Origin of the sequence: Streptococcus criceti HS-6, from assembly GCF_000187975.2 — a bacterium.
In the GTDB taxonomy this organism is placed as follows: domain Bacteria; phylum Bacillota; class Bacilli; order Lactobacillales; family Streptococcaceae; genus Streptococcus; species Streptococcus criceti.
Map to the genome: position 1 here is coordinate 222562 of NZ_AEUV02000002.1, position 13637 is coordinate 236198.

Sequence of the window (13637 nt, forward strand, 5' to 3'; positions counted from 1 at the left end):
TGAGATCCATTTCTTAATCGTTAATATTCACTTTGCCGTCTACTTGACGAAGTAGCATTTTTAAGATAGAATAGTCTTCGTTATTGGGCGGTATAGCCAAGTGGTAAGGCACGGCTCTGCAAAAGCTTGATCGTCGGTTCAAATCCGTCTACCGCCTTAAATATCTATGAGGCTGGACAAAAACTCGTCCAGTCTTCTTGTTTTGTAATAAACTTTTAGCACAGTGGTTAGTTTTCCTTTTGCCACAAGGCCAAATCGGAAAACCTAGCCAACTGTGTGTGGGGGAGAACCAAAATTTTCAATTTTTGGATTGATCCCACTCCCATTTTAGTCTTGCTTTTTATCTCTCCATTTTATTAAGATTAAGTTAAATTTTTGTCTTTCTGCAGATTTTTTCTTGCCTTCTATTTGTGCCTCTAGTATAATACAAGTTAAGGAGATATAAATGATTATGAAAAAATTGACCTATCTAACCTTGTTAGTGGCGGTAGCAACAATTTTAGCCGTTATCATCAATCCTAACCGGGTTAAGACTAGCGCTACTGCTATTACAACTAATCAAGCGTCGACGAGTCAGGCAGTGAGTCAACCATCAACAAGCAGCAGTGAGGCTGTCCAGTTGGAGACGACTATTGTCAAGGCTAAACCTGGTCAATATAAGACCAAGGATGGGGCTCAAGTCACAGTCAATGAAAATCAAACCCTTAAAGCCAACTATCAAGATGGTTCAGTATTGACTACATACGCTGATAATACCTATGATTTCAAAACTAGAGATGGGGCCGAAGCGAGAACCTATGCAGATGAGACTTACTTCCTAACAACTGCTAAGGGAATTTCTTTAACCACCTACGAGGATGGCTCCTATCAAGTAAACCTAACAGATGGGACAACCTTGGATCCTTCCAATTCAACAGGGCTTGCCAGCCTGCAAAGTCAATATAACCTCCCCAGAATTGACAATTACAATAAAAAGGTCAAAGATTTGGTGGATGAACTCAACCAACAATAATATTTAAATTCAAAAATGCTCAGCTTTTGGCTGGGCATTTTTTATGATTAAAGTGATAATCTAGACGAGTCGAGTTTAAGTCAGCGGAGCTATATTAGGTCCTGAGCTCTACCAAAAGAAACCAGCTAAATCAAAACTCTTTCTTGACAATTAAAAGTACGGACGGCCTGCATACGCAGCGGAGTCATTAGAAAAAATTGTTTGCTTGGATATAAAGAAAGAACCTGACCAAACGGTCAGGCACTCTCCGGAGATTATGAAAAAGAAAAGTTTATTTAGGATTAACTATAGTATAACTGGGATCACTTAAAGTGACCTTAATAACTGTTGCTGAAGAAAAATTTTACCAAATAAGGATCCGTTCCTCTGGAGCTCGCCACATGCCATCACCTTCTTTGACCTCAAAGGTACTAAAGAAATCATCAAAGTTAGCCACTTGGACATTGGTACGGAGCTTACCTGGGGCATGAACATCAATGGAAATCAGAAGTTGTAGGTACTCTTCTCTTGCCTTCATCCGCCAGATGGTGGCAAAGTTGATGAAATAACCCTTGGCTGAAAAATCTGCATCCTTTTTAGCTGCTTCTAGGGCGCAGGCCAGACCTCCTAAGTCAGCCACGTTCTCTGAGACAGTTAACTTCCCATTAATCTTGCCGCCAGCAAAGTCAATCCCGTCAAACTGCGCAACTACCTTATCTGTGCGCTTCTGGAAGGCTGCATAGTCTTCCTCAGTCCACCAGTTCTTGAGACTGCCGTTTTCGTCAAATGAAGCCCCATTGGTATCAAAAGCGTGGGAGATTTCGTGAGCGATGACAGCTCCGATACCACCGTAGTTAGCCGATGAGTTTTGCTCCAGTGAATAAAATGGCGCTTGCAAAATAGCTGCCGGGAAGACAATTTGATTCTGCTGCGGATCGTAGTAAGCATTGACCATGTGGGCAGGCATGTGCCACTCACTGCGGTCTACCGGCTGGTTCCACTTACTCCAAGCATGGGCAATAGAAATTTGAGCCAGCTTTTGAGCATTTTCTACTAGTGACAAGCTTTCGTCAATAATCTTTTTCTCGTAGGTTTCTGGTAATTTTTCAGGGTAGCCAATGTGTGGCGTAATAGCATTGAGCTTGGTGATAGCCTTATCAATCGTAGCCTTTTGGAGCCAATCATTCTTAGATAAACGTTCTTTGTAAACTTCAATCATGGTCGCGACTTTAGTTTCTACGTCTGCTTTGGCTTCAGGGGAGAATTTTTCACCCGCATACCAGAGCCCGATAGCTTGATTGTAAGGTGTTTGAGCCAAATAGTAGGCTGCTTTTTTCTTGTCCATGGCTTGCGGAGTTCCTGAAAGAGCACGTCCAAAGGCTCCTGACATCACACGAATCTCATCGGTTAGGTAGGAATTGTAAGAACAGGCTGCAGAGCGAACCAAGACAGCCTTAAGAGCCGGCCAGTTAGCTTGACTGTAATAATCTTTTGCAAAATCAATCCAAAAGCGTTCTTCAGGCACAATGACCTTGTCTGGAACTTGGCCCAAGATATCCATAAAGATAGTATCCAGAGGCAATTCGGGAACCAGCTTGGTGAAATCAGTCCAGCTGTATGGGTGGTAAAGCTTAGCATACTCTGAAGATTCCTCGTTAGAGAGGATGTACTTGGCCAACTTGGCATCTAGTTCCAAAATCTTGTCCAGCATGTCAGCGATTTCTTGTTTTGAGAAACCAAACTTAGGCAGGAGGTCTTCTTGACACTTACGCCAGAGGGCTAGGAGCTCCTTGCCCTTATCATTACCTTCCGCATAGTAAGTAGTATCCGGCAAGATAGTTTTTGGCGCTTCTGCCCAGAGAACATTAGTTCTGGCGTCCAGAAAATCAGGTGAGACACTGAATGGCAAAAGATTTGGCTTGCCCAACATTTCTAATTTGCCAGCGTCTTGGGCGAATTCCGAAAAAGAATTATAAGCTTGATACTCTTCAATCAAAGGCAAAACAGGAGCCACACCTAGAGCCTCGCGTTGATCATAGTCGGCTACTAATTTGTGGAACTTAACAAAGTTGGTTAGAATCTGGTCGCTAGGTAAATTTTTACCCGCTAACCACTCATCTGTGGTCGCCAACATCAAGGCTTCAATCTCATCGGATAGATCAGAAAAACCGCCAGTACGGGGCTTATCATCGGGAATCACAGCCGTCTTTTCCCATTCACCATTGACCGCTTCAAAAAAATCATCTTGTAAACGTACCATAATAATACTCAACCTTTCGTCTATCTAGTGGAAGTGGGGGCAATATTCATTATCTAGTCTACCGACTGACTTCCACTTTAAATTTTCTATAGAAACAACAGAACAGGTTTATTGTAACAAAAAAGCAGCCATTTAGACTACTTTTAACATATTCTCAATGTACTTTTTGTCCAACGACATAAGTTAAGGTGCTTGCTTGAGGGGCTGAGAACGTCCGATAAGAGATGACGCCAAGTCCCATGGCATTGGACTCAGAAATAAGGATAGAGCCATCGGATTTGACCTCTTCGACAATAGCCACATGGCCATAGTTAGGATCGGCTCCGGCTTGTCCTGGTGCAAAGGAAACGGCATAGCCAACTTTTGGCGTATGTGTGGTTTCGTAACCAGCCTTATGCTGCCAGTCTCCACCATTTCCCATATAAGAATCATAACTATAACCCAGTTCTGTAGCGCGGTTATATACATACCAAGTGCATTGCCCCCAAGGGTAAGAAGCCGCAAGGTAGCTGTCTGTATGCATTGGATGTGAAATCTGATAGCCTGCCGGTACTATTTGTGTACTGGTCCCACCGAGGTGCTTGAGTTCCTCTGGAATAGGCGGTGTCCCGCCATGCTGGTCAATCCAAGTATCCACCTCCTGCATGATTTGTGCCCGGCGCTTGCCAGTACCCGAGGTGTCCGTAAAGTAAACACCACCGTCAATGACAGCATTAAGCTGACCCATAGCATTCTTTTTTGCCTTATCATCCTGAATCTTGAAAGTCCAGTTTTTATTTTGAATGATGGTCTCAGCTGTCATTTTGGTAATGGCCTTATCATCAGAAAAGTTAGCTGCATTATCAGGGTTCGTATCAAAAGCACCATAGCCAAACATATTAGAGCCTTGAATGGTGGCAACACCTGCAGTTCCAAGAGAACTTTCAGCCATAGCAATAGCGATAATCGCCCGAACATCCAAACCACTATCCTTTTGCCATTGCAACAAGAGTTTCCCATTAATCCGATTATGATCGTAAGCGACTCCCAGAGAGTTCAAATAGCCATCCAACTGCTCAGCCGTAATCCCGTAACGATGGGCGAGGAGGTTGGATGTGTAGGCAGAGTCACCAGACCAGTGCTCAACATAGGCGGTATAACTTGGCGGTGTTGTCGGAATATTATCAACAGGTCCAGACCAATCAGCTTGATGGGTTTGTGTCGGGCCACTCACTGAGCTTGACGGGAGCTTGAAGTCTACTTGAAGAGAATTTAAGACAACTTGCCTTTTACTTTCAGCTGAACTTTTATCTATGTTAGTTTTAGGCTCTTCCTTAGCGGGTGTATCGTTTTCCTTCGAACTTGAAGGACCAGTCTTTGTCCCCTCTTCACTAGACGATGATGCAGAACTTTCAGTTTTAGACTGATCATCAGATTCATCTGAGCTAGGTTCAGTCGCCGAACTGCTTTGAGAGCTTTGCGGACTCGAAGCAGCTTGAGACTGCCCCTGGTCAGTGCCTGTCTCTTGGCTAGAACTAGCTTCAGAACTTGATGAGGACTGCTCCTCTTTGGCATCTAAATCATCAGGGATACCGTTTTTATTGGCATCCTCTTCGTCATCTGGGACACCGTTATGGTTCTTGTCTTCCTCATGGTCGGGAATGCCGTTATGATCATTATCCTCTTGAGCTTTGGAAGACTCTTGGGGCTGTTGCGAAGCGGTTTCGCTGGATGGCAAAAGACTATCATTCGTTTGTGCTAGAACTAAACTTGGTGCTAGATAAGGCCCCGAAAGGGTCACCAGCATGGCTAAAGATAGCCATTTAGGGAGTTTCATAAGTGATTATCACTTTCCTTTCTTTGTAGAATACTAAAGGCGTCAAGAAAAAATAAGAGAGTAAGGCCATGTCTTTGAAGATAAGAGCGGTAATCTTTTTCTTGAAGCTTTTAGTAGAGTAGATGCTCTGCTCTTGTAATAAAATACTAAGTCTGTGAAAAGGACTACGCTTTTAAAAAGTGGCTCTTATCACTGGTATATAAACAATTTTATGCCATTGGGTAGCTCTTTGTCAATCGATTGAGCTCAAAATTGCTATATTTCTGGCTCTTTTAAAACAAAGGTTCATCCATATAGAAACTTGGAGCGCAGGCGGACTGTTTTATATCTGAAAGCTTTGATTAACTGCTTTATCTGGCTGCTATCCGCCCATCCAAAAATTAATATCTGACAATTTTAATTTCTTGATTATCTTCTGTAATCAGGATATGATCGCCTTTTGTAATTTCTTGATAAATCAAAAGTTGAGATAGCTTATCTTCAATTAGACGGGCAATCCCTCGTTTGATTGGACGAGCACTGTTGATAGGATCAAAACATGCCTTTGCAATATAAGCTGCAACTTTTTCATCAAAATCAGCTTCAATTCCTTGCTGTGCCAGTATAACTTGTTCCTGCTGCAGCAATGATCTCTAAAATATTATCATCATCCAAAGGTCTAAAAACAACTGTCTCATCAATACGATTTAAGAACTCTGGTCGGAAATAATCTTTAACAGCCGATTGAACATTATCATGAATATATTGATGGTCTCGAGCTGCCAACTCTGTAAAACCAATTCTTTAATCTCATTTTGTCAGCGATTCTTTGTATTTTTTCGACTTTGGACCATACCACTCTTCAATAGAATAACCCGATAATTTACGATAGTCTTCTAAATATTTTTTGAGATAATAGCCTTCGATACTTTCACTTACTAATGACAAGGTAAAATAAATCCCCAGAAGGAATAGCAGCGGCATAAAAGCTAATCCTAACATCCTAGTGAAATCATTATCCTTAGCCTGCCCTGGCAAGAACCAGCGAATAATAAGGATAAAAAGAACAACACCCCCATATTTTTTAGAAAAGGCAACGAATTTCTCCATAAAATCAGATTGAGCATTAACAAATTTTTCTTGATTATATAATGCTTTTAAAGTGGAACGTTTAAACCAGTTAGCACGTTCTAATAAGAGAATTATTAGAAGAACACCGTATATCAAAGTAGATAGTATCGGTCCCAAAGCTATTGATGATGCTGCAATAAATAATACTGCCGCTTGTAAACAAAATAAAAATGTCAACAGATAGGCATAGATATTATAGTAATAATAAGATAAAATTCGATTGTTACGAAGCCTAAAAATAGAATAAAAATAAAGGGTTATTGGAATAAAGCCTAAAACAAAGAAAAACTTAGCTATATAGGATGGGGTTATGAATAAAAAGGTGACCTTTAAGCCATCTACTATATTTCCTACCAGACAGTCTAAATACATGAAAAAGAGTATCGTGATAAACCCTAAAACTTTCCGTTTAACCCCTTTTTCATTGATATCCTCCATAGATGTCTGAATATACTTATCAGTGACGAGGTTCATGCTCTCCTCCAGAGAGGCGTTAAAAATTGTCTGCTTCATCTGAATCACCTCCTAGCCGAACCAGCCGCCTACTGCGGAGGCCATTTTTGAGAAGCCCTTGCCAGCCGAGGAAACGACATCACCAACCTTGGCAGCCGCTGCCTTACCGGCCTTGGAGACGGCATCAACAGCGCTGTAAAACCAATTCTTTAATCTCATTTTGTTAGTGATTCTTTGTATTTTTTCGATTTTGGCCCATACCACTCTTCAATAGAATAACCCGATAATTTACGATAATCTTCCAAATATTTTTTGAGATAATAGCCAGAAAAACTATCTATTATTAGTGCAAAAGCAAAGTAAAGACCAAATCCTATAACAATTGGAAATCCCAATAATCCAATAGTTCGAGTAATATCATTTTGATAAATATTATCTGTCATAAAAAATCGCAAAACTATGATAATAAGCACAACAAAGCCACCATATCGTTTTGATATCTCTGTAAAGTTTTCTAATACACTCATAAGTTTATTAGAAGCTATTTGTTCACCGTACAGGGTATTCATGAAATCTTTCTTTATAGATAAGTAGCGTTCGATAAAAATAACTAAGTAAAATACTCCATAAATGATCGTCGACCATATATTACCTAATACAATACCAGCCCCAGCAATACTAAGAACAGCTATTTCAAGTGCCAAAAAAAAATGCCAGCAGAGAAAAACTTTGCATATAGTAACAATAGGATAAAATACTATAATTCTTGACTGAAAATAATTTATAGATATAGCTAATAAAAACACTAAATGCGCATAAAATCAAAAACCAAAAAGATATATTGACATCTAAAAATAGGAAAGTTACTCCCTCTGCTCTTGCATAAACTTTCATAAGTGAGAATAAGTACATGACCAAAAGGATAAACAGACCACCAAATATTTTTTTTATTATCTTTTTATGCTTAGATTCCTCCATAGATGTCTGAATATACTTATCGGTGACGAGGTTCATGCTCTCCTCCAGAGAGGCGTTAAAAATTGTCTGCTTCATCTGAATCACCTCCTAGCCGAACCAGCCGCCTACCGCTGAGGCCATTTTTGAGAAGCCCTTGCCAGCCGAGGAAACGACATCTTTATCGAAAAGGATTTGGTTACTTATCATATTATCTTCTTGGATCTGATTTTTAGGTAATTGCTGACGTTCTTGTTCCATTAGATAGTCTCCTTCAAATATTGCTTGGCTTCTTTAACGAAGAAAAGTCTAGGATTTTCATTAGACAGGCTTGTATATAGTTGTCTGACTTTATTTACATCGTCTCCTTCAAGCTCAGCGTTTAGAGCACTGTAATAGAGGTACTGCAATTGCTGTAGTTTATTTTTAGGGGTATGCTCGTCAAAATAGGTATTGTTTGCTTTGTTATGCACGATATCATATAGTGCTCGATTTTCTTCTAATACCTGCCGTTTCAAGGATTGATTGCGAACTTTCAAACTATTCATCTCTTGTTCGATCATCTCAAAATTAATCTCCTGATGCGAAAAAATAGAAGACATAAACTGATAGCGATAATAGAGAAGTTTTAAATCAACACCTGAACGACTTTTATCTCTCTCAATATTAGAATATACTCCTGACAGTCTATTTAAGCAATCTTCAAAATTTCCTTCTAAAAAGTCCAAGGAAGCTAGGCTTAGCTCCTGTTGATTTCTTCTTTTTTTAGTTATAAAGGCTTTTGTCTCTAAATAAGCACGATAATCAGCCAATGCAATATGTTCCAGCAATACGTTGTTGATAGATTTTAAATAATTAAGTCTAGTCACACGTATAACAATGAGTAGAACTATAAATGTAATTGCACCCAAAATTTGCGGAGTGGCAATAATTTTAGCAGAATACAGTATAAAACCAATCATCGAAAAAAAATAATATCCAACAACGATCGCTAGTGATACCCAAAAATATTTTCTCTTTATTCTACTGATATGATTCATTTTACATTATCCTTCCTCCTGCCACTGCGTCCCCCGAAGCTGGTCATAAACCATAGCCTGGGGTGCCAAGCCGTACTTGTCGATCAGCTCCTCATTACTCATGGACTTGGCCGCTTGGATCTCCTTATTGGAAAAGCCATTGGCTTCGGATTTCTCTAAAGTTCGCGACTCGCGTATCGTAGACCGCCTGCGTCGCCTTGATCGGACTCTTCTCATCTGAAAGCAGGTCGTTTAAGCTGTAGTGCTCCGTCGTTGTCTTTGACAGATAGGTCTCCGTCTTATAGCCCCCGTTGGGCTGCGCCACTTGGTAGCTCCCATAATGCTTCTTCTCATAGGAAAGGTGCTTGGTCTTGTAGGCATTCTTACCGCTGTTGATGTCACTGGTATGACTCAGACTAGTATCCAACCCCTTGGTGTATTTCTTATCCATACGAAGAACGACCTCCTCGTGAATCCGACGGGCTGAAGCCATCATCTTCATCACCTTGTCACCGGAAATCATAAGGAGTTGGAGATTCTACTTTTTCATAAGTGTCAAATTCTTCCCATGTAACATTTGTTAAACTCATATCAACGTCCTCCTAACTGTCTGATAGTATAGTTGCCCCAAGGTATCTCATCTACCTCTCGCCTACTACTGTATCATCTGGAAGGATATTTGAAGAGGATAAAATTATTTGTCCAAAGGAGAAACATAATCATCAGGCAGTTTACCTTTCCAATCAATCCGTTGCTGTTCTGCGATTGGAATGAGTTTCTCAAGTTCTTTTTGTGTAAATAATTTTCTAAATTTTGGTATATCAATTAAAACGGTGGGACTGTTTTCTACTGATTTTTTTTCTGCCACTTTTTTTCCTCTTCTGTTGGAGGCCAACTATTGTTTTGGGCTTTAAAATCAACCTCGCTAGCTGTTCTTTTCCCAGATAAGTAGTCATTAAAATCTGAATTATCAATTTCAAAAACTCGCCGAACAGAAGCAATTCCAAATTCTCCAAACGTATAATATTTGCCATCATGTATACGGAAATCATACGGAGTTGGAGATTCTACCTTTTCATAAGTGTCAAATTCTTCCCATGTAATATTTGTTAAACTCATATCAACGTCCTCTTAACTGTCTGACAGCGTAGTCTCCCCAAGGTACTTCATCTAACTCTCACTTACTACCGTATCATCTAGAAGGAGATTTGAATGCGATAAAGTTATTTGTCTAAAGGCGACACATAATCATCTGGCAATTTACCTTTCAAATTTATCCATTTCTGTTCAGCGATTGGAATTAATTCTCTCAGTTCTGCTTGAGTGAAAAGTAATTGATTTTTAGGATTTGAAATTAACGTAATGGGTCTTTCTTTAGCTCTTACTTGTTTTATATGTTTTTTCTCTTCCTCTGTTGGTGGCCAAACATTGTTTTGAGCTTTGAAAAGAATATCAGATGATGAACGCTTCCCAGACATATATTCTTCAAAATCTTTCGCCTTGATATCAAATATACGTCTAACCGATGCAATACCAAGCTCAAACACAGTGTAGTACACACCATTGTGTTCTCTAATATAAAGTTGATCTGGTGTATCTACTTTTTTGTATGTTTCATATTCTTCCCATGTAATATCGGTAATTCCCATTTTAATTTCCTCCTAAACGTCTGAATGTATAGTCTCCCCAAGGTACCTCATCTACAACCGCCTCTGGCATATCACCTGGATAAGTACGACCACCTGGTTTCCAATAACCATCAAATGCAGATTTTTCATTATACTCAATGAAAATCAAGCATAGCCGAAGTCCATTTTCTATGGACAATCGTTTTTAACTCTTTCCAATGAAAACTTTGAATAACCTCTTGAAGTTGATTAATAACCTCCTCCAAAGTTTTGAAGGCTTTGTTTTTAAACCCACGTTTTCTTATTTCAGCCCAGACCTGTTCAATAGGATTCATTTCAGGAGTATAAGGCGGAATAAAAGCAAAGTCTATATTATGTGGAACTTCTAAAGCCTTTGATTTATGCCAAATGGCATTATCCATAACCAAAACAATGTAATCGTCAGGAAAAGCTTGACTTAATTGTCTTAAAAATTCGTTCATCCATTCAGTATTACAACCTCCTGCGATGAGGAAAAAAGATTCTCCTGTATGGGCATCAACGGCTCCGTAACAATAACGGTATTCTCGAATGTAGTGGCTGGCTACATGTGGCCTATAACCTTTAGGTGCCCAACAAGCTCCTAGCTTACTGATACGACCAAAACCCGCTTCATCTTGATACATGAGACGGACTTTCTTGTAACGTCGGCTATGCTTAAAGCGCTTTCTTGTCTTCCTGAATATAGATTTTATTTTTTGACGCATAAATCGTTTTAGCGTCTGCTTTTTTAGGATGTTTTGGACGAGGAGTTACCTTTCGCCATCCGTGGCGTTTTAATAAAGCATAGAATCCCTCACGAGTGGTTGACTTTCCAACTTCAGCTTGATAGGCTTCAAACAAGCTTTGAACAGTTACGTGCTCCCCCTTTAATGCCCGTTCTAGTTGTTGGTTTAGGAATCTTTCTTCCTCTTCGACGGTCATATAAGCACGTCTACGACCACCGCGATTTTCTTTAAATAGAGCTGTTAGTCCCCCCTTTTGATAACGGGTAATTAAGTTGCGAACAGACTGGTGAACGAGCCCAACTTCTTTGCCGATTGCTGTTAAGCTCATTCCTTGTGAACGAAGGAGGAGGGCATGAAGTTTTCTATAGTGTTTATCATTTGCTTTATCTTTGAGTGCTTGTTTTAGTTCTTGTGCTTGTGCTGGTGTAATTTCTAGTGTCATGACTATATTATATCGCTATTTTTGATTTTTGTTAAGTATTACCACTTGGTATTCGAACATTATGCAAAGATTCTGCTGGAATATCAATCACTACTGGGGAGTCGCCTAAATCACCAGGATGTAAGCCCAATAAATCTTCGAGAAGTCTTGGATCTCCCTTACTCACATCAAGTAAGGTTTCTCCCACCTCTTTTGGCATGACAAAAGCAACATGATCCCCAGGATTTCCGATAGCACCATTGTTGAATCCACCTTCCTCAGGAGTAAATTTCTGGAATTTTATAGCTCCATTTTCAAATTGTTGTCTATGGGCTTCAATATAGTCTGGATCAAGATAATCTTCAACATCTGGTCGGAAAATACCTTCATTAGCATTAGGCTTAATATCAAGTATTTCTTGCCTTGTATACGTATCCTGAAGATACTCCACCTTCGGTGCCTTCTCAGAAATCTCAAGCACTCGAACACGATCTTCCAGACTGATGCCAGCTTCCGCATACTTGTTCCACTGCTCATAGCGCTGGGCGTCTGCTTCTGACATCTGATCTGCGAATGGTACATAATCATTCGAGTTGGAATCAACAGTTTCGGTTGCCTTAGCTCTGGTTACATCAGAACCCTTTGCACCAGTCACCTCACCAGCTCTGATCGGTGCGTCCGTCTCGCTGACCTTGGCTCTTGGAATATCTGAAGCTTTAGCACCGGCTACCGCGCCAGCAGCCCCGGCTTCGAGATCGTGAACCTTGGCGTGTGGGGTGCTGCCTGTGCCAGAACCTCCATCAACCTCTGCCTTGGGCGCTTTGGCATCGAGAACGCTGGCCTTACTTGGTGCCACATCCGGCGCATGACCAGATGTCCCCTCATGCACTGTGGAGATGTGCCCTGATTGACTTGGCAAGTCAATGTCAGCTGGGTTGACGTGAGGACTGTCGATATCCGATAGTTGCTGGCTCCTAACCGGAGAAGCCGTAAAGTCCATGTCGCCTGCCTGAGCTCGGGCCTCTCTGATATTGGCATTGTGATTGTTTACCGCACTAACTCCCAGAGATGCCAAACGTGTCCAGTCCGGATCTTCTTCTTTGACTATCTTATTATACCCCATCTGGGTAATATTGACCCCGTAATCCGCATAGTTCGCGGCATTCGAAACAGCTCGGGCTGTATTGATTTGACTACTGACGGCACTCGTGTCTCCCAAAGCGGCTGCGGCATCATCTGCTTGAGCGGTGGCTTGACCGATGTGCTACCAAAATTGAGTCGCCAGTTGCGTATCTGCCGCCGCTTCATTTAGAAATTGGTTCTGCCAACTCATGACCCTACTATCAGCCAGAAGCAGCAGAGACGGTTTGAGCGGACAGGCTGCATCACCGTTCCAAAAAGCGCTTGCCCGCAGCTTTCATGCTGTCCCAAGTCCCCTCAAGGTCGACCGTCTCCCAGCTTTGGACGGATCCAGTTGGACAATATCTGAAATAGCTTCATAAATCGCTAGGATTTTGAACTCACATTTCGGTAACTTATAAAATTAACCTAAGCTTTTCACTTAGGCTAAATCATCTTGGAAATTTCCAATATATCTTTTTTGCTAAAATGAATCAATTCAATTCCATGGCCTTAGTTCTCTGTGTCTGTATCAGAAGCTTCATGAGCTTTTTTCAACAGCCTTTCGAACTCATCTTCGCTAAATAAGGATCGACTGGCTTCTGGATTTCTTAGTAGCACTTCTGGATATTGACGAATAAAGGAACGATCAATAGCATCTTGGTCGTGACTGGGCCATAAACCGGTCGTCAAATAAGTCTTGACATCATAGGCATCTTGATCCGATTGAAAGGCTTTATCCATTAGCTCCTTGGTGATAGGATAAACAGCCTCCCGTGAGTCGTGACTCCCTGTCTGCCAGCGCATTTCATAGTGTCCATCTTCTTCATAAACAAGGAATCCATTTCCTTTATGAGTGATCACATTTGTTTCATTATAATGATCCAATTCTCCCTCTTTTGGCCATCGACCTTTTTCTGCATAGAACATGACTTCTAATTCATCTTTACTTGAATTAGCTAATTTTCCAGCCAGTTCAGCTGTTATGGAATAAGAATAGTGCTCTTTTCCCCTTGTCCAAAAGATAATATATCTATTTTTTTCTACATTTTCCTCAATTGAACAATAATTGTATTTTTTATATTTCAAAGACATCAAG

General features: G+C 40.7%; 15 protein-coding genes, 1 tRNA gene and 1 pseudogene. 2 read left to right on the forward strand and 15 right to left on the reverse strand.

Features of this window, described 5'->3' with window-relative positions; all coding sequences use genetic code 11:
* Positions 1-86 precede the first annotated feature (86 nt).
* Positions 87-157, forward strand: a tRNA-Cys gene (locus tag STRCR_RS01115).
* A gap of 288 nt (positions 158-445) precedes the next feature.
* Complete coding sequence (locus tag STRCR_RS01120; protein WP_004229595.1) at positions 446-1012, forward strand: hypothetical protein; 567 nt, start codon at positions 446-448, stop codon at positions 1010-1012.
* Positions 1013-1355: 343 nt separating this feature from the next.
* Here the strand turns inward: STRCR_RS01120 and STRCR_RS01125 are convergent, their stop codons facing one another.
* The 15 genes and pseudogenes from STRCR_RS01125 to STRCR_RS01185 all read right to left on the reverse strand — a co-directional run bounded on the left by STRCR_RS01125 (position 1356) and on the right by STRCR_RS01185 (position 13633).
* Positions 1356-3251, reverse strand: a complete 1896-nt coding sequence (locus tag STRCR_RS01125) for a M13 family metallopeptidase (protein WP_004229053.1) — start codon at positions 3249-3251, stop codon at positions 1356-1358.
* A 154-nt stretch (positions 3252-3405) separates the two neighbouring features.
* On the reverse strand, positions 3406-5067 hold the full coding sequence (locus STRCR_RS01130) for a CHAP domain-containing protein (RefSeq protein ID WP_004228075.1): 1662 nt from the start codon (positions 5065-5067) through the stop codon (positions 3406-3408).
* A 380-nt stretch (positions 5068-5447) separates the two neighbouring features.
* Positions 5448-5693, reverse strand: a complete 246-nt coding sequence (locus tag STRCR_RS01135; RefSeq protein WP_004228364.1) for a hypothetical protein — start codon at positions 5691-5693, stop codon at positions 5448-5450.
* Between the two features lie 163 nt (positions 5694-5856).
* Positions 5857-6690, reverse strand: a complete 834-nt coding sequence (locus STRCR_RS01140) for a hypothetical protein (protein WP_004229812.1) — start codon at positions 6688-6690, stop codon at positions 5857-5859.
* A gap of 12 nt (positions 6691-6702) precedes the next feature.
* Complete coding sequence (locus tag STRCR_RS12090) at positions 6703-6849, reverse strand: hypothetical protein (RefSeq protein ID WP_004225805.1); 147 nt, start codon at positions 6847-6849, stop codon at positions 6703-6705.
* Positions 6846-7334, reverse strand: coding sequence for a hypothetical protein (locus STRCR_RS11285; protein ID WP_142743697.1), 489 nt, complete (start codon positions 7332-7334; stop codon positions 6846-6848). Before STRCR_RS11285 ends, STRCR_RS12090 begins: the two co-directional genes overlap by 4 nt.
* Positions 7324-7683 carry a hypothetical protein gene (locus tag STRCR_RS11290; protein ID WP_050897008.1) on the reverse strand — a complete coding sequence of 120 codons (360 nt, stop codon included), beginning with the start codon at positions 7681-7683 and terminating at the stop codon, positions 7324-7326. The genes STRCR_RS11285 and STRCR_RS11290 overlap by 11 nt, the downstream gene beginning before the upstream one ends.
* Before the next feature lie 12 nt (positions 7684-7695).
* Positions 7696-7845 (reverse strand): hypothetical protein, encoded by a 150-nt coding sequence (locus tag STRCR_RS12095; RefSeq protein WP_004229265.1) that lies wholly within the window; start codon positions 7843-7845, stop codon positions 7696-7698.
* Complete coding sequence (locus tag STRCR_RS01150) at positions 7845-8624, reverse strand: hypothetical protein (protein ID WP_004226706.1); 780 nt, start codon at positions 8622-8624, stop codon at positions 7845-7847. Before STRCR_RS01150 ends, STRCR_RS12095 begins: the two co-directional genes overlap by 1 nt.
* A gap of 124 nt (positions 8625-8748) precedes the next feature.
* Positions 8749-9126 carry a hypothetical protein gene (locus STRCR_RS01155; RefSeq protein WP_115265119.1) on the reverse strand — a complete coding sequence of 126 codons (378 nt, stop codon included), beginning with the start codon at positions 9124-9126 and terminating at the stop codon, positions 8749-8751.
* Positions 9127-9297: 171 nt separating this feature from the next.
* A pseudogene (locus STRCR_RS01160) lies at positions 9298-9722 on the reverse strand (hypothetical protein).
* 104 nt (positions 9723-9826) lie between these two features.
* Entirely contained in the window at positions 9827-10252 is a 426-nt protein-coding gene (locus STRCR_RS01165) for a hypothetical protein (protein ID WP_004228760.1), read from the reverse strand.
* A 134-nt stretch (positions 10253-10386) separates the two neighbouring features.
* Positions 10387-11440, reverse strand: a protein-coding gene (locus STRCR_RS11465; protein ID WP_076612110.1) for an IS630-like element ISStso1 family transposase whose coding sequence is annotated in 2 segments (ribosomal slippage) — positions 10387-11001 and positions 11003-11440 — 1053 coding nt in all. Because the reading frame shifts where the segments join, the coding sequence is not laid out codon by codon here.
* A gap of 31 nt (positions 11441-11471) precedes the next feature.
* Positions 11472-12638: a hypothetical protein gene (locus STRCR_RS12240; RefSeq protein ID WP_004229359.1), complete on the reverse strand. Its 1167-nt coding sequence runs from the start codon at positions 12636-12638 to the stop codon at positions 11472-11474.
* A 413-nt stretch (positions 12639-13051) separates the two neighbouring features.
* Positions 13052-13633 carry a hypothetical protein gene (locus STRCR_RS01185; RefSeq protein ID WP_004227618.1) on the reverse strand — a complete coding sequence of 194 codons (582 nt, stop codon included), beginning with the start codon at positions 13631-13633 and terminating at the stop codon, positions 13052-13054.
* Positions 13634-13637: the final 4 nt, after the last annotated feature.

Excerpts from the sequence above, each read along its gene's own strand:
- STRCR_RS01130 (WP_004228075.1), bottom strand. The coding sequence starts at position 5,067 with ATGAAACTCCCTAAATGGCTATCTTTAGCCATGCTGGTGACCCTTTCG.
- STRCR_RS12095 (WP_004229265.1), bottom strand. The coding sequence starts at position 7,845 with ATGGAACAAGAACGTCAGCAATTACCTAAAAATCAGATCCAAGAAGAT.
- STRCR_RS12090 (WP_004225805.1), bottom strand. The coding sequence starts at position 6,849 with ATGAGATTAAAGAATTGGTTTTACAGCGCTGTTGATGCCGTCTCCAAG.
- STRCR_RS01155 (WP_115265119.1), bottom strand. The coding sequence starts at position 9,126 with ATGATTTCCGGTGACAAGGTGATGAAGATGATGGCTTCAGCCCGTCGG.
- STRCR_RS01185 (WP_004227618.1), bottom strand. The coding sequence starts at position 13,633 with ATGTCTTTGAAATATAAAAAATACAATTATTGTTCAATTGAGGAAAAT.
- STRCR_RS01150 (WP_004226706.1), bottom strand. The coding sequence starts at position 8,624 with ATGAATCATATCAGTAGAATAAAGAGAAAATATTTTTGGGTATCACTA.
- STRCR_RS11290 (WP_050897008.1), bottom strand. The coding sequence starts at position 7,683 with ATGAAGCAGACAATTTTTAACGCCTCTCTGGAGGAGAGCATGAACCTC.
- STRCR_RS01165 (WP_004228760.1), bottom strand. The coding sequence starts at position 10,252 with ATGGGAATTACCGATATTACATGGGAAGAATATGAAACATACAAAAAA.
- STRCR_RS01120 (WP_004229595.1), top strand. The coding sequence starts at position 446 with ATGATTATGAAAAAATTGACCTATCTAACCTTGTTAGTGGCGGTAGCA.
- STRCR_RS01125 (WP_004229053.1), bottom strand. The coding sequence starts at position 3,251 with ATGGTACGTTTACAAGATGATTTTTTTGAAGCGGTCAATGGTGAATGG.
- STRCR_RS01140 (WP_004229812.1), bottom strand. The coding sequence starts at position 6,690 with ATGAAGCAGACAATTTTTAACGCCTCTCTGGAGGAGAGCATGAACCTC.